Here is a 14,819-nt window from a genome sequence, read left to right as displayed (position 1 = left end):
CCCCGCCGCGCTCGTGCCCCGTCTCACCTTCCGCGGCGTGATCTTCGCGCTCGCCGGAAGCGCGATCATCACGCTCGCCTATGTCGTCGAACGGCCCGAGCTGCTCGCGGTCGGCGTGATCGCCGTGGCGGCCCCACTCGTTGCCCTCGTCGTCGTGGCGTCGGGGCGCCCGCGGGTGCGGGTGAGCCGCCACCTCGATCCGGTCGTCGCGACAGTCGGCGAACCCGTCTCCGTCACCGTGACGGTCGCGGGGCGGGCGCGCGCCGCCGAGTGGGTTGAGCGCGTGCCGATGCGGCCCGGCTTCGCTGGCCCCGGCCGACTCCCCGACGTGCGCCGTACACGGCCCGCCCGCGTCACCTACCGCTACTGGCCCGCAGAACGCGGACTCGTCGCCGTCGGACCGCTGCTCATCGAGGAGCGCGACCCGTTCGCCCTCGCCGTGCGCGTCACAGACACGACGGCCGAGGCGACCCAGCTCGTGGTGCCCGAGGTGGTGCCGCTGGTTCCGGGCCCTGTGCCTGAACCGTCGACCGAGGCTGGCCCGCGCAGCAGCCGCTCGCGCGAGCGCGCTGACGACGACGTCGTGACGCGGGAGTATCGCGACGGCGACGCTCTGCGTCGCGTCCACTGGCGCGTCACCGCCCGGCACGGCGAGCTGATGGTGCGCCAAGACGAGCCGCAGGCCGGCCCTCACTCGCGGTTGATCGTCGACACCGACCCCGCCGGCTACGCCGACAGTGTGCGTCGGGGACCGCGCCCCGGAGCGCACGGTGGTGCGTGTTTCGAGTGGGCCGTTCGGATGGCTGCGTCGTCGGCCGCGCACCTCGTTGAGCGCGGTTATTCCGTCGACCTCAGCACCTCGACACCTCAGGCACCGCAGCCGCCGCTCGCCGATGCACCCGGCATGTCGGCGGCCCTCGCGCCGGTGCTCGGCGAGCTCGCGCTGCTGCGTGCGGCTCCGGCCGACGGCAGCCCGCCCCCGCTCGAGGCACACCCCGCGGTGCCGCTCATCGCCATCGCCTCCCTCCCGCAGAACGCCGTCATCGATTGGATGCTCGCCCAGCGCGCCCCCGGAACGGTCGCCGTCCTGCTTCTGGTCACCCCGCAGGGCACGGTCGACACCCCCGAGGTGCTGGCCCTGGCTGACGCGTTCTCCCGCGCTGGGTGGCAGGTGGCACGCGTTGACCCGAGCGTGCCGGTGGACGCCGCGTGGCGCCGTCTCATCGATGGCCCGCCGGTGGCGGTCGAGGCGACCGCGATCCTGCGGGGAGGCACGCCGTGAGCGCCCGGGTTCGCGCGGCCCGGCCCGCGCCGACGGCCTGGTGGCTGAGCGTTGCCGTCCTCGTGTCGGTGGGTGCCGCTCTGAGTGCCCTGAGCGTGGTGCTCGGCGATGGCGACTGGTTCGTGCCGACGATGGTGACGGCAGCGATCGGCGTCGCGGTGGCCGCTGTTGTGCGGCGCGCCGTTCCCGTCTGGCGGGGCTTCTGGTCGGTTGTCGCCGGCGGCGCAGCGCTGTTCGCCGCGGTCGTCGTGCAGTTTGCCGCCGACACCGCTCTGCTGGGGGTTGTTCCCCTACCGGAGACGTTTCTGCGATTGTCGCTCCTCATCCGCGAGGGCGAACTGTCCATCGTCGAACAGGCTGTGCCGGCGTTTGCCGACGACGGCATTCGTTTCCTTCTCGCGGCGGGGGTGGGCGCGCTGGCGGTGCTGTCCGATGCCCTGGTCGCCGCAACGCGCAGGCCTGCGCTTCTCGCCGCGCCGCTCCTGGCGCTCGTGGCTATTCCGGTGATCGTTGCGCCCGGTGCTCTGCCCCTTGTCAGCGTGCTCGCGACGGCTGCGGCGTTCCTTGTCGTGCTGGCGCTGCACCGCCCGGCCGCGGTCGGGGGAGCGGGTGGTGTGTCTCGGCTGGTCGCTGCGGTCAGTGCCGCGCTCGTCGCCGCGGTCGTTGTTCCGGGGTTGCTGCCCACGGCCGTCGTCGGCGATAACCCCGCCGGCACCGGCCCGGCAAGCCTCGTCACGGGGGTGAACCCGGTGCTCGAGCTGGGAAACGATCTACGTCGGGCAAGCCCTGTCGAGGCGCTGCGCTACTCGACCGACGCGGAGGGCGGCGTGTACCTCACGCTCTCGCACCTCGCCGAGTTCGCCGGCCAGCAGGTGTTGCCGGTCGAATTCGACGCCCCCGCCGTCCCCCTGAGCGAGCTCGCGCCGCCCACGTGGCTGCCCGACGAGCTCGCTACCGGCACGCTCGACACCCGCATCGACCTTCGCACTCTGCGCACGCAGTGGCTACCGCTACCGCAGGCGCCTGAGGCCGTGTCGGGGGTCGGCGGCAACTGGGTGATCGATCCCGCCGGCACGACGGTGCGCGCCGAGTCGGGCGTCGCCCGAGACCTGAGCTACACGGTGCGGAGCCTCGTTGCACAGCCCACGACCGAGCAGTTGCGCGCGGCAACGGCCGGTGGTGACGGGCTGGAGCAGTTTCTGCAGATCCCTGAGGGGCTCGACCCGAGCATCCCCGAGGCCGCGCGCGAGGCGACCGCCGAGGCGCGCACGCCGTACGAACAGGCGATCGCCCTGCAGCGGTTCTTCACCGGCGGCCAGTTCGCCTACTCGGAAGACGCGCCGGTCGAGGGCGGCTACGACGGCTCGGGCGCCGACATCGTGGCGCAGTTCCTCGTTGAGCGCAGCGGCTACTGCGTGCACTTCGCCAGCGCGATGGCGCTCATGGCGCGAACCCTCGACATCCCGTCGCGCATCGCCGTGGGGTTCCTGCCCGGGGCGCGCAACCCCCAGGTGCCGACCGAGTTCATCGTCAGCTCCGACAACCTGCACGCGTGGCCCGAGCTGCACTTCGACGGGCTCGGGTGGGTGCGTTTCGAGCCGACCCCGAGCCTCGGAGTACTTCCCGATTACGCGACCGACGACATCCTCATCGGCGATGAGGCGCCACTGCCCGACGGCGAGACGCCCGCCCCCGAGCCCAGCGATGCGGTCGACCCCGCGAACCCTGATGGCGAAACCGACCCCGCTGACCCCGCGAGCCCCGACGGCGACGCTGACGCCGGTGGACCGGACGGCATCCCCGACCTCGTTGACGGCGGTGACGAGGCGGGCGGTTCCGGTGAGGGCCGCGTGCTGACCGACCCCGTGCTGCGGTCGACCCTCATCGTCGCCGTGCTCGTGGCGCTCGCCGTGGCTCTTGTCGCGACCCCCGCGCTGTGGCGGCAGGCGCGGCGCCGGCGGCGAATGCGCTCCACCGATCCGCTGATCGTCTGGCGGGAGGTGCGCGACACGGCCCGCGACCTGGGCCGCGCGGCCGAGCCCACGCGCACCGTTCGCGAATTGGGTGCGCGGTGGGGCGTCGACGTCGCGCTCGTCGCACCGCTCGTCACGGCTCTGGAGGCGCGGGCCTACGCTGGCCCGCAGGGGGAGGGTGTCATCGCGCCGTCCGTCAAGCCCCTGATTGCCGCGCTTCGGGCGGCCACGCCGTGGTGGCGTCGAGTGCTCGCGGTGATCGCCCCCCTCTCGCTCATCGACCGTGAGCCCGACGACGCTCGGGTCCTCGTCACGACTCCATGAGGGCGAGCCAGGCGTTGGCCCGGCCGTCGAACACTCCCGACCGCTGAGCGGCAAGTTCACGCACCCGCCGCGCGTCGGACAGCACCCGCGCCGCCACGGCGTCGGGGTAGCCGAGGGTGCGTCGGTGCAGCGAGAACTCGTCGATGTCGTCGATGTACGGGCTCTCGCGCGGGGCGCGCACGATGACGTCGAGGTCCATGTCGATGGCAGACACCCCGAACTCTTCCAGTCGCAGCTCAGCGGCAATGTCGACGTACAGACCGATGCGAGCGCCCTCGCGATCGGGAAAGAACGCCGGCATCCACTGCTCGCCCGGCATCAGCACCTTCACGTTCGGGCGATAGGCGTGGAAGTCTGCACCGGGTCGGCGACTCACCGTGCCCTGCTGCTGGCCGAACCACACGCCCGACTCGTCCTCGCCGAGCACGATCACCGGATGCACCCAGTGCGGCGAGCCGTCCCACTTGCGCCACCGCAACTCGGCGGGGGTGCCGGGCACGAGCGTCATGCTCGGAAGGCTACCGACCACCCCTCAGCGAATGCCCGGTGTCTGCGGTGACACTGACAGTCGTGACCGACGAATCCGCAGCGCCCGCGGGGCTCTTCGCTCCGACGCGGGCGGCGGCGCTTGAGCGGGTCGCGGCGGCCCTGCCTCGCCTCGGCTCGGCCTACGGTCGCGACCGTAACCACGACAGGGGGCTCGGCGAGGCAAGCACCGTGAGCGCTCTGTCGCCCTATGTTCGCCACCGACTCCTCACCGAGCACGAGCTTGTCAGCGCCGTCATCGAGCGGCACGGTCACCGTGCCCCCGAGAAGTTTGTCCAGGAGGTGTTCTGGCGCACCTATTGGAAAGGCTGGCTCGAACTGCGGCCGCAGGTGTGGCGCGACTACGTCGCGGACGTGACGCGTCTCATGAGCTCTGACGAGCATCCGCTGCCCGTGGACGAGACGCTGCGCGACACGTACCGCGACGCGATCGGCGGACGCACCGGCATCGACGGCTTCGACGACTGGGCGCGCGCGCTCGTCACCGACGGCTGGCTGCACAATCACGCACGCATGTGGTTCGCGAGCATCTGGATCTTCACACTGCGCCTGCCCTGGCAACTCGGCGCCGACTTCTTCCTGCGGCACCTGCTCGACGGTGACCCCGCCTCAAACACCCTCAGCTGGCGATGGGTGGCGGGGGTGCAGACCCGCGGCAAGACGTACCAGGCGACCGCCGAGAACATCGCCCGATTCACCGACGGCCGCTACCGGCCGCGCGGGCTCGCAACGACCGCCGAGCCGCTCGACGCGCCGCCTCCGCCGCCCGCGAGCGCCGCGCCCGAGCCACGGCCCCTCGCGCCAGGCCGCGCCCTCCTGCTGCTCGGCGAAGACGACCTGCACCCGGAGTCACTGGCGCTCGGCGGCATCGACGTCGTCGCGGTGGTGCGGCCCGAGCGGGGCGCGCCCCGCGGTCCAGGGCGCGCGGCCGAGGGGGTGCAGGCGTTCCAGCGCGGGGCGCTCGCCGACGCTGGTCGTCGCGCGGGCGAGCACTTCGGATGCGCGGAATCCGTGATCGAGGAGGTGCGAGCATCCGAGCTGGTCGCCCTCGCTCGCACGCACGACGTCAGCCGCATCGTGACCGCCCACGCTCCCACCGGCTACGCCGCCGATGCGCTCGCCCGAGCGAGCGCTGAGGCTGCCGCCGACGGCGTCGTCATCGAGACCGTGCTGCGCGGTTGGGATGCCCGTGCCTGGCCCCACGCGACGCGCGGCTTCTTCCCGTTCAAGGAGCGCATCCCCGCGCTTGTTCGCGACGCCGGAATCGGCGCGTGACACAGCGCCGCGACCCGCGATAATGAGCGATAGCGGCGCCGGTGCCCACCGGCGCGTCTCACCCTCGTTGTCAAGGAACCGATAACCATGACCGACACGATGAACCGGTCAACTGCTGCCCCCGCCCACCCTGACCTCGACCCCGCGGACGGCCGCCGGGCGTACGAGCTCGATCGCCAGTACGTGTTCCACTCGTGGAGCGCCCAGGGCGCCCTCGACCCCTTCGTGATCGCCGGCGCGGCCGGCAGCGAAGTCTGGGGCTACGACGGCGAGCGCTACCTCGACTTCTCGAGCCAGCTCGTCAACACCAACATCGGGCACTCCCACCCGAAGGTCGTCGAGGCGATCCAGCGTCAGGCGGCGGAGCTTGCCACGGTCGCCCCGGCCCACGCGAACCTCGCGCGGGGTGAGGCCGCCCAGCGGATCGTCGCCAAAGCCGGCCCCGGCTTCGCGAAGGTCTTCTTCACGAACGGCGGTGCCGATGCAATCGAGAACGCGATCCGCATGGCACGCCTGACCACGCGTAAGCACAAGGTCATCTCGACCTTCCGCAGCTACCACGGCAACACCGGCGCCGCCATCGCCGCGACCGGCGACTGGCGCCGCATGCCCAACGAATACGCCTGGGGACACCTGCGCGTCTTCGGCCCATTCCTCTACCGCAGCGAGTTCCACGCCACGACCGAGGCCGAGGAGTGCGAGCGCGCGCTGCAGCACCTGGAGCGCACGATCCAGGCTGAAGGCCCCGACACGATCGCCGCCATGGTGCTCGAGTCGGTGCCGGGAACGGCCGGAATCTTCGCGCCGCCGGCGGGGTATCTTGCCGGGGTTCGCGCGCTCGCCGACAAGTACAACATCGTGTGGATCGCCGACGAGGTGATGGCGGGCTTCGGCCGCACCGGCGAGTGGTTCGCCTGGCAGGGTGCGAGCGTCAACCCGGAGGGCGTCGTTCCCGACCTCATCGCCTTCGCCAAGGGCGTCAACTCGGGCTACGTGCCCGTCGGCGGTGTGGTGATCTCGCCCGAGATCGCCGCCGCCTTCGACGAGCGAGTCTTTCCCGGCGGCCTCACCTACTCCGGCCACCCGCTGGCCATGGCGTCGATCGTCGCCTCAATCGACGCGATGGAGGAGGAGGGCATCGTCGAGAACGCCAAGATGATCGGCGAGCGGTACCTGGGCCCTGGCCTGCGTGCCCTCGCGGACAAGCACGACATGATCGGCGACGTGCGCGGTCTCGGCGTGTTCTGGGCGCTCGACCTCGTCACCGACCGCGCGACCCGCGAGCCGGTGCCGGCGAGCACGATCGGTGCCCTGAAGCGCGAACTGATGGCGCGTCGGGTGCTGCCCTTCGCCGCCGAGAACCGCATCCATGTGGTCCCGCCCTGCGTCGTTACGCCCGACGAGGTCGAGCGTGCGCTCGCCGCCTACGACGAGGCGTTCACGGCGGTTACGCAGGGCTGACGCGGCGCGCTCACAGTGTCGTTGGGGCGTTCACGGAGCGAGCACGACCTACCGTGATGGGGCCGCGGCATCCACCGTTTGATCGGGGGTGGATGTCGCGGCCCTACACTTAACGGCTATGCCTGCCGCGACTTCTCCGTACCGCGTATCTGTGCGCGATCTGATGCATCGCCCCGGCGAAATGCGCGAGCGCAGCCTCGAATTCGCGGCGCCCGAGCAGCTCGGGGTGGGCGCCGCCTACGTCGCCGAGGGCTCCGCGCTCGCCATCGACCTCCGCTTGGAGGGTCTGCACGACGGAATCCTCGTCACCGGCGAGGTCGATGCGACCCTCTCGGGCGAGTGCGTCCGCTGCCTCGATCCGGTCTCGCGGCCGCTCGAAGTCGAATTCCAGGAGCTTTTCGCGTATTCTCCTGAGGACGCTGTCGACTACACGGTTCACGATGATCACGTGGATTGTGAACCCGTAGTTCGGGACGCGGTTGTGCTTGCGCTTCCGTTCCAGCCCGTGTGTCGCGACGACTGCCCCGGCCTCGACCCCGAGACCGGCGAGAAGTTGGCCGACCACCCGGAACGAAAGCCGCGCGAGGTCATCGACCCGCGTTGGGCTGCCCTGGAAGGATTCCGGGCAGACGAGACCGACACCGACTGACACCGGCACCCCACTGACTGAAGACTGAACCCAGGCGCGCGTGCGCGTCGGGGCTGAGAGAGAAGAGAGACACCATGGCTGTTCCCAAGCGGAAGAAGTCGCGCGCCAACACCCACGCCCGCCGCTCGCAGTGGAAGGCTGAGGTTCCCACGCTCGTCAAGACCGTCGAGAACGGCAAGGTCGTGTACAGCCTTCCCCACCGCGCGAAGGTCGTCGAGGACTCGGCGGGCACCCCGCTGTTCCTCGAGTACAAGGGCCGCAAGGTCGCCGACGTCTGATCGGTTCGACCGATCCGTGGCCGTGAGCGCTGACCCCGGGGCTGCCCCCGACCGGTCGGCGCTTTCTGCCGCGCTCGGGGTCACGATCGACCCCGAACTGCTCGAGCTCGCCCTGACGCACCGGTCGTGGGCGTACGAGCACGGCGGCGTGGCAAACAATGAGCGCCTGGAGTTTCTCGGCGACTCGATTCTGGGCCAGGCCGTGACGGTCATGCTCTATTCGAGCTACCCCGACCTCGACGAGGGCGAGCTGGCGAAGCGTCGCGCATCACTGGTGTCGGCTGTCGCCCTGGCCGAGGTCGCTCGGTCGATCGGCCTGGGTGACCACCTCAAGCTCGGCAAGGGCGAAGAGCTCACGGGCGGCCGCGGCAAGTCGTCCATTCTCGCGGACACCGTCGAGGCGCTCATCGGCGCCGCCTATCTCGACTGCGGCGGTGAGGAGGCCACTGCCCTGGTGCTGCGCCTCATCGATCCGCTGTTGGCCGACCCTGCCCGCTTCGGTGCCGCCATGGACCCGAAAACGTCGCTGCAAGAGCTGGTCGCCTCTCTCGGTCGCTCGGCGCCCGTCTACGAGGTCGTCGACGCCGGGCCCGATCACTCGAAGGTGTTCACCGCCACCGTCGTCGTCGACGGTGAGGGCATCGCAACAGGCACCGGTACGAGCAAGAAGCAGGCCGAGATGGCCGCGGCGCTGAGCGCCTGGACGGCGCTGTCGGCCCGCACGGCGTGAGCCGCGCTGTGCGTCGCTGGTCGAGCATCCATGCCTGAACTTCCCGAGGTCGAGGTCGTCCGTCACGGCCTCGCGCCCGCCGTGACCGGAGCGACGATCGAGCGTGTCGAGGTGCTCGACGAGCGCTCGCTCAAGCGTCACGACGGCCCGTCGGAGGATTTCGTCGACCGCCTCACCGGTGCGCGCCTCGTCGCGCCCGTTCGCCGCGGAAAATTCTTGTGGATGCCCGTGGCGGTCGGCGACGGATCCTTCGGTGAGCCCGTCGAGGCCCTCGTCGTGCACCTCGGCATGAGCGGCCAGGTGCTGCTGCGGGCGCGGGGTGCGGACGACGGACCGCTGACGCGCATCCGGTTCGAGATCGTGCACCCCGAGCACGGCGAGTTGCTCGTGAACTTCGTTGATCAGCGCATCTTCGGGTCGATGGCTCTCGACGCGTTGCAGGCGACGCCGGACGGGGCGGCGGGCGGCTATGGGTCGTCGCTGGCGCTCGTTCCGAGCCAGGTGGCGCACATTGCACGCGACCCGCTTGACCCTGCGTTCGACGATGCGGCGTTCATCGCGGCGCTGCGGCGGCGCCGCACGGGCATCAAGCGGGCGCTCCTTGACCAGACGCTAGTGAGCGGCATCGGCAACATTTACGCCGACGAGGCGCTGTGGGCGGCGCGTCTGCACTACGACCGGCCGACCGCGTCGCTGCCCGTTGCGCGTGTTCGCGAGCTGCTCACCGAGGTGCGCATCGTGTTGGCGCGGGCGCTCGAGGAAGGCGGAACATCGTTCGACGCCCAGTACGTCAACGTGAACGGAGCGAGCGGGTACTTCAGCCATTCGCTGCGCGCGTACGGCCAGCAGGGTAAGGAGTGTTCGCGGTGCGGGGGTCTGATCGTGCGCGAGCAGTTCATGAACCGCGGCTCACACTTCTGCCCGTGCTGCCAGCCGCGAGCGCGCCGCCGCCGCGCCGCCTGAGTCGCGGCGCTGCCCGAGTCGCGGCCGCGTGCGCCTTGGCCGCGCCACTGAGCGTGGTCGCTGCCGACCTTCCTTTCCGGGAGGAGATGCCCCATCCCGGGCGACTTCCACAACAGCGGAATGGCTGACGAGCATTCACGCGTTCCGCTGTTGTGGAAGTCGCCACAGGGGGCACATGTCATCTCCGGCGGGCGGGTGTGCGCGCGGCGCGCCGCCCGCCGCTCAGCGCCCGCCGCCCAGCGCCCGCCGCCGGATCGGAGGGCCTACAGGCGCACGTCCTTCCTCCACGCTCCCTCGTACACGAAGGGCTCGAAGCCGATCGCCTCGTTGACGTCGAGCATGTGCCGGTTCTCCTCCGCGTTGTAGGTGATGATGCGGGGGTGACCGGGGCGCACCCGCTGCAGGTGGGCGATGTTCGCGAGCTTCAGCAGCATCCCGAGACGGTGGCCCCGGTGCTCGGTCAGCACAATCGTGTCTTCCTGGTCGACGGGGCGTTCCCGGTCGTCCGGGGCGTTGAGCTCCGTGAATCCGACGAGACGGCCACTCGGCACGTGCTCGACCGCAGCGACGAGGTTGAGCGAGGGGCTGCCCTCCTCGAGCGCTTCGTCGGCGAGCAAGCGTTCCACGGTCCACGGGTCCTCGTCTTCCTCGAGTCCAGCCGTGGGGGCGTCCGTGCTCATGCGCGTCAGCAAGTGCGCGATGTCGTCTCGCCACTCGGCGGGAGTCGCCCCGTGCCACGTGTGCACGCGGTACTCCGACCCCGCCGCCGCACACGCGTCGGCGATCGACGCGTCGAGCGCCGACGTATCGACTGGAAGCGCCAGGCGACTGCCGCGCTCCACTTGCTCCAGTCGGTAGCCGAGAGACTGCAGCAGCCGGGTCTCGGGGGTGTCGGCGGCCACGTCGCCGAAGCCGGTGGGCGCGGCCAGGCGCGGCCCACCGACCCTCCAGCACGGGGCGTAGACGATGAATTTCGTCGCCCGCGCCTCCCGAGCGAGGTCCTCCACGCGCTCGGCGAGGGCGCGACCGATTCCGCGACCGCGCGCATCCGCCACCACCTCGACCGCCAACCACGCGGTGTCGGCGGCATCGCCTGGCCGGTGCTCGGCGATGCCGCGCCCGACGGGGCGTCCGTCGAGACGGGCCAGCAGCATCCGTTTCGGTTCAAATTCTTGCTTTCGCCAGCCCGGCAGCATCTCCTCCGGCGGCCGCACCTCGTCGCGCGTGCCCGAGTCGTGCGCCCAGACCGCGCTGCGCACGTCGATACAGGCGAGGAAGTCGCGCGCGTTCGGGGCGTCGACGCTGTCGGGAATGACCACCTCGGTGATCGTCAGGCCGGTCATATCTGCTCACTCTCGTTCGGCCAGCCCGCCAGGCTACTCCCGCGCGAGCCGGTACGGTAGGCCTGTCCCGCTCCGCCCGCGTTCTGTGAGGTTTCGCCCGTGCACCTGAAGTCCTTGACCATCAAGGGGTTCAAGTCGTTCGCGCAGCCGACGACCTTCCACTTCGAGCCGGGCGTCACCTGCATCGTCGGGCCCAACGGCTCCGGCAAGTCAAACGTCGTTGATGCGCTGGCCTGGGTCATGGGCGAGCAGGGGGCGAAAACGCTGCGCGGCGGCAAGATGGAGGACGTCATCTTCGCCGGCACCGCCACGCGCGGCCCGCTTGGCCGGGCCGAGGTGCGCCTCACCATCGACAACTCCGACGGGATGCTGCCGATCGAATACTCGGAGGTCACGATCTCGCGCACGCTGTTTCGCAACGGCGGCAGCGAGTACGCGATCAACGGCACCGCCTGCCGCCTGCTTGACGTGCAAGAACTGTTGAGCGACTCGGGCCTCGGCCGCGAGATGCACGTCATCGTCGGCCAGGGTCAGCTCGACGCCGTGCTGCACGCGAGCCCCGAAGACCGCCGCGGCTTCATCGAGGAGGCCGCCGGAATCCTGAAGCACCGGCGCCGCAAAGAAAAGACGGTGCGCAAGCTCGAGGCGATGCAGACGAACCTCACGCGCCTGAACGATCTCGCCGGTGAGATTCGCCGCCAGCTGACGCCGCTGGGCCGCCAGGCCGAGATCGCGCGCGAGGCGCAGACGATCGCCGCGATCGTTCGGGATGCTCGCGCGCGCCTCCTCGCCGACGAGGTCGTCAGCATTCGGCGCGCCCTGCACGAGCACCAGCGCACCGAGGCCGAGCGCACGAGCGAGCGCATCGTGGTGCAGGAGCAGCTGGATCAGGCGCGGCTGCGGGTGCAACGCATCGAGTCGCAGATGGTGGGCGATGCGGTCGATCAGGCGCGCGGCGTCACCTTTGGGCTCGAGCAGGTGCAGGAGCGCCTGCGCTCGCTGTCGTCGCTTGCCCAGCAGAAGCTGACGCTGCTGAGCCAGCAAGCGGAGGCTCCCGGAGCCCAGACGACCGTCACGCAGGCGCAGATTGACGAGGCGCTCGCCGAGGCCGACGAGCTGGCTGCGGGCGTGGCCGAGGCCGAGCGCAGCGTCGGCGAGGCAGCGGCCCGCACCGCGACGGCCCGCGCCGCCCTCGACTCGCTCGACGAAGAGATTGCCGCGCAGTCGGCGCTCGTCTCGCAGCACGACCTCGAGCTGCAGAGCCTGTCGGGGCGCGTCGACGTCGCGCGCTCGACGCTCGCCGCCGCCCGCGGTGAGTTGCTGCGGCAGCAGAACGCGCTCGAGCAGGCCGAGGCCCGGGTCGCTCAGACGCGCGCCGATCTCGCGGCCCTTCCCGAGCTGGAGCAGGCGGAGGGCGTCGACGCCGAACTCGACGAGGCGCTCGCCGCCGCCGATGCACGCGTCGCTGAGGTCACGGCACGCATCGATGCTGAGCGCGACCAGCTCCACACCCTTGAGCGTGAACGTGACGCCCTTGCCGCCCGTGTCAGCGCCCTGTCGCAGGCGGTCGACGTCGGCGATGGCGCGGCGGGCCTCGCGGGCAGCGATGGTGTGCGCGGGCTCGTGAGCGACCACCTGCAGGTGACGCCCGGCTACGAGGCGGCCATCGCCGCGGCGCTCGGCACGCTCGCCGACGCGGTGCTCGCCGACGACCTGGATGCGGGCCTCGCCGCTCTGCGCCGCGTGCGCGACGACGAGGGCGGCCGGGTCGAGGTCGTCCTCGCTGACCTCCTCACGCCGTTCGACCCGATGGCGGGGCCGCAGTCGACCGGTGGGCTCGTTCGCGCCTCCGGCGTCGTTACCGCTCCCGACGGGGTGCTGTCCTTGCTGTCGCACGCGCTGATCGCCGATGACCTCGACGCTGCGCGCGCCGCGTGGCCCGCCGTCGAGCGACTGGGCGCGCTGGCGAGCGTCACCGTCGTCACGCGTGACGGCGAGGTGCTGTCGCGCGCCGTGCTGCGTGGCGGGTCCGGGGCGGGTCGCAGCCGCCTCGAGCTCGCGGCCGAGCGTGACAGCGCATCCAGTGCCCTCGACGACGTGTCGACCGAGATCGAGCGCGCCCGCGGCGTGCTCGACGACTCGCGTCACGAGTTGGCGTCGGCGAAGGAGGAGGCGACGGCGGCGCTCGCCGCCGTGCGCGACCAGGATGCGCAGCGCGCGGCCCGTAGTGAGCAACTGTCGCGCGCGCGGACGCAGGCGGAGGCCGCCGAGGCGGAAGCGGAGCGCCTCGCCGCGGGCGTTGAGCGCGCCGAGGCCAGCGTTCGCGAGGCGGAAGCCGCTGCCGCCGCCGCACAGCAGGCCCTGGACGAATTCTCGTCGCGACCGCGCCCCATGCTCGACGCGAGCGCTCGCGATGGACTCGTGGCCGAGCTCGATGCCACGCGCGCCGCCGAAGTCGAGCAGCGCATCGCTCTCGAGACGGCCCGCGAACGCGTGCGCGCGGCGCGCGATGCGGCCGAGCAGTTGCGCCGCCGCCGCGAGGCTGAGCGCGCTGCCGCCGAAGAGGCCGCTCGACGCGCGGTGCTGCGGCAGCGCCAGGTCGACGCCGCCCGCCGGGTGGCAGCCGCACTTCCCGCCGTGCTCACGGCCGTCGACCGGTCCGTTGCTGAGGCGCGTGTCGCGCTGCACGCCCGTGAGGCCGAACGGGCCCAGCAGAACGACGAGCTGGCCGAACTGCGCCGCACCGAGTCCAGCCTGCGCGAACGCCTCACCGGAATCACCGAGGGCGTTCACGGCCTCGAACTGCAGATTTACGAGAAGAAGCTCCACCTCTCGCAGCTGCTCGAGCGTGCGGGCGACGAGCTGGGCCTCGTCGAAGACGTTCTCGTTGCGGAGTACGGGCCTGACGTGACCGTGCCAGACGACGACGCGCTGACGAGTGCCGCGCAGGCCGCCGCCGACGCGATCGCCGCCGAGGCCGCCGCGCGCATCGACCCGGATGACCCGTTTGCCGAGCCCGAACCCGATGAGCCGGCCGATGACGAGGCTGCCGAGCGGCGCGTCGCCGAACTCGTTGCCGCGAACCCGGCGTTCACCACTCAGGAAGACGGCGCCGATTCTGCCGCCGACCACGACGCCGACGACTCGCATCCTGAGTTACGAACGCTCCCCGCCGGCAAGCCGTTCGTGCGCGAGGAGCAGCAGTCGCGCCTCGCCCGCGCTGAGCGCAAGCTCAGCCAGCTCGGTCGCGTGAACCCGCTCGCGTTGGAAGAGTTCGCCGCGCTCGAGCAGCGGCACAAATTCCTCACCGAGCAGCTCACCGACCTCGCGAACACGCGCCGCGACCTGCTGGCGATCATCGACGAGCTCGACGAGACGATGCAGCACATCTTCGCTGAGGCCTTCGCCGACACGCAGCGCGCCTTCGACCAGGTGTTTCCGATTCTGTTCCCGGGCGGCTCGGGCAGCCTCATGCTCACGGACCCCGACAACATGCTCACCACGGGCATCGAGGTCGCGGTGAAGCCGGCGGGCAAGAAGATCGAACGCCTCAGCCTGCTGTCGGGTGGCGAGCGGTCGCTCGCGGCCGTCGCCTTGCTCATTGCGATCTTCAAGGCCCGGCCGAGCCCGTTCTACATCATGGACGAGGTCGAGGCCGCGCTCGATGACGCGAACCTGGGCCGGCTGCTCACGATCTTCCGTGACCTGCGCGAGAACTCGCAACTCATCGTGATCACCCACCAGAAGCGCACGATGGAGATCGCCGACGCGCTGTACGGCGTCAGCATGCGGCAGGACGGTGTCAGCGCCGTCGTGGGGCAGCGCGTAGCCGACCCTCACGCTGAGCCCGCGGCGAGTTAGCCGCGGTGCCGGTGCGACCGGCAGAACGCCTTCCTCCACATTGACTGCGAATGGCGCAGGAACCTCTCAGGAGGTATTCAGACCCGCGTGTGGCACGGCTCTGGCATACATCGGCGCCCCGTGCTGCCGCGTAT

The 14,819-nt window shown here is 71.0% G+C and carries 11 protein-coding genes; 9 read left to right on the top strand and 2 right to left on the bottom strand.

Annotation, left to right across the window (positions count from 1 at the left end):
- The first annotated feature begins 13 nt into the window (after positions 1–13).
- Positions 14–1,282 (top strand): DUF58 domain-containing protein, encoded by a 1,269-nt coding sequence (locus ACK4SC_RS02770; protein WP_409614594.1) that lies wholly within the window; start codon positions 14–16, stop codon positions 1,280–1,282.
- A complete protein-coding gene (locus tag ACK4SC_RS02765; RefSeq protein ID WP_409614593.1) occupies positions 1,279–3,579 on the top strand; it encodes a transglutaminaseTgpA domain-containing protein in 2,301 nt (766 codons plus the stop codon). The genes ACK4SC_RS02770 and ACK4SC_RS02765 overlap by 4 nt, the downstream gene beginning before the upstream one ends.
- Here ACK4SC_RS02765 and ACK4SC_RS02760 read toward each other — a convergent pair.
- Positions 3,566–4,087 (bottom strand): DUF402 domain-containing protein, encoded by a 522-nt coding sequence (locus tag ACK4SC_RS02760; RefSeq protein ID WP_409614591.1) that lies wholly within the window; start codon positions 4,085–4,087, stop codon positions 3,566–3,568. The genes ACK4SC_RS02765 and ACK4SC_RS02760 overlap by 14 nt on opposite strands.
- Before the next feature lie 62 nt (positions 4,088–4,149).
- Between ACK4SC_RS02760 and ACK4SC_RS02755 the strand changes: the two genes are divergently transcribed.
- From ACK4SC_RS02755 to mutM, 6 genes are all read left to right on the top strand, one after another.
- Complete coding sequence (locus ACK4SC_RS02755) at positions 4,150–5,400, top strand: FAD-binding domain-containing protein (protein ID WP_409614589.1); 1,251 nt, start codon at positions 4,150–4,152, stop codon at positions 5,398–5,400.
- Between the two features lie 87 nt (positions 5,401–5,487).
- Positions 5,488–6,861 carry an aspartate aminotransferase family protein gene (locus tag ACK4SC_RS02750; protein ID WP_409614587.1) on the top strand — a complete coding sequence of 458 codons (1,374 nt, stop codon included), beginning with the start codon at positions 5,488–5,490 and terminating at the stop codon, positions 6,859–6,861.
- Between the two features lie 118 nt (positions 6,862–6,979).
- The gene (locus tag ACK4SC_RS02745) at positions 6,980–7,510 is read left to right on the top strand and encodes a YceD family protein (protein ID WP_409614585.1); all 531 of its coding nucleotides are present in this window, start codon (positions 6,980–6,982) and stop codon (positions 7,508–7,510) included.
- Positions 7,511–7,584: 74 nt separating this feature from the next.
- Positions 7,585–7,788, top strand: coding sequence for a 50S ribosomal protein L32 (gene rpmF / locus ACK4SC_RS02740; RefSeq protein WP_096421009.1), 204 nt, complete (start codon positions 7,585–7,587; stop codon positions 7,786–7,788).
- Positions 7,789–7,810: 22 nt separating this feature from the next.
- On the top strand, positions 7,811–8,518 hold the full coding sequence (gene rnc / locus ACK4SC_RS02735) for a ribonuclease III (protein ID WP_409614583.1): 708 nt from the start codon (positions 7,811–7,813) through the stop codon (positions 8,516–8,518).
- A gap of 30 nt (positions 8,519–8,548) precedes the next feature.
- Positions 8,549–9,481: a bifunctional DNA-formamidopyrimidine glycosylase/DNA-(apurinic or apyrimidinic site) lyase gene (gene mutM / locus ACK4SC_RS02730; protein WP_409614581.1), complete on the top strand. Its 933-nt coding sequence runs from the start codon at positions 8,549–8,551 to the stop codon at positions 9,479–9,481.
- 263 nt (positions 9,482–9,744) lie between these two features.
- Here the strand turns inward: mutM and ACK4SC_RS02725 are convergent, their stop codons facing one another.
- Positions 9,745–10,824: a GNAT family N-acetyltransferase gene (locus ACK4SC_RS02725; RefSeq protein ID WP_409614579.1), complete on the bottom strand. Its 1,080-nt coding sequence runs from the start codon at positions 10,822–10,824 to the stop codon at positions 9,745–9,747.
- A gap of 99 nt (positions 10,825–10,923) precedes the next feature.
- On the opposite strand from ACK4SC_RS02725, the gene ACK4SC_RS02720 reads away from it, so the two are divergent.
- Positions 10,924–14,685, top strand: a complete 3,762-nt coding sequence (locus ACK4SC_RS02720; RefSeq protein WP_409614577.1) for a chromosome segregation SMC family protein — start codon at positions 10,924–10,926, stop codon at positions 14,683–14,685.
- Positions 14,686–14,819 lie beyond the last annotated feature (134 nt).

The organism is Microcella sp. (genome assembly GCF_046293215.1).
Lineage (GTDB): Bacteria > Actinomycetota > Actinomycetes > Actinomycetales > Microbacteriaceae > Microcella.
This window is presented reverse-complemented; position numbering and strand designations above follow the sequence as displayed.

What these genes read in the sequence shown, in the direction of transcription:
- ACK4SC_RS02760 (WP_409614591.1), bottom strand. Translation starts at nt 4,087, where the DNA reads ATGACGCTCGTGCCCGGCACCCCCGCCGAGTTGCGGTGGCGCAAGTGG.
- ACK4SC_RS02750 (WP_409614587.1), top strand. Translation starts at nt 5,488, where the DNA reads ATGACCGACACGATGAACCGGTCAACTGCTGCCCCCGCCCACCCTGAC.
- ACK4SC_RS02745 (WP_409614585.1), top strand. Translation starts at nt 6,980, where the DNA reads ATGCCTGCCGCGACTTCTCCGTACCGCGTATCTGTGCGCGATCTGATG.
- rpmF (WP_096421009.1), top strand. Translation starts at nt 7,585, where the DNA reads ATGGCTGTTCCCAAGCGGAAGAAGTCGCGCGCCAACACCCACGCCCGC.
- mutM (WP_409614581.1), top strand. Translation starts at nt 8,549, where the DNA reads ATGCCTGAACTTCCCGAGGTCGAGGTCGTCCGTCACGGCCTCGCGCCC.
- ACK4SC_RS02725 (WP_409614579.1), bottom strand. Translation starts at nt 10,824, where the DNA reads ATGACCGGCCTGACGATCACCGAGGTGGTCATTCCCGACAGCGTCGAC.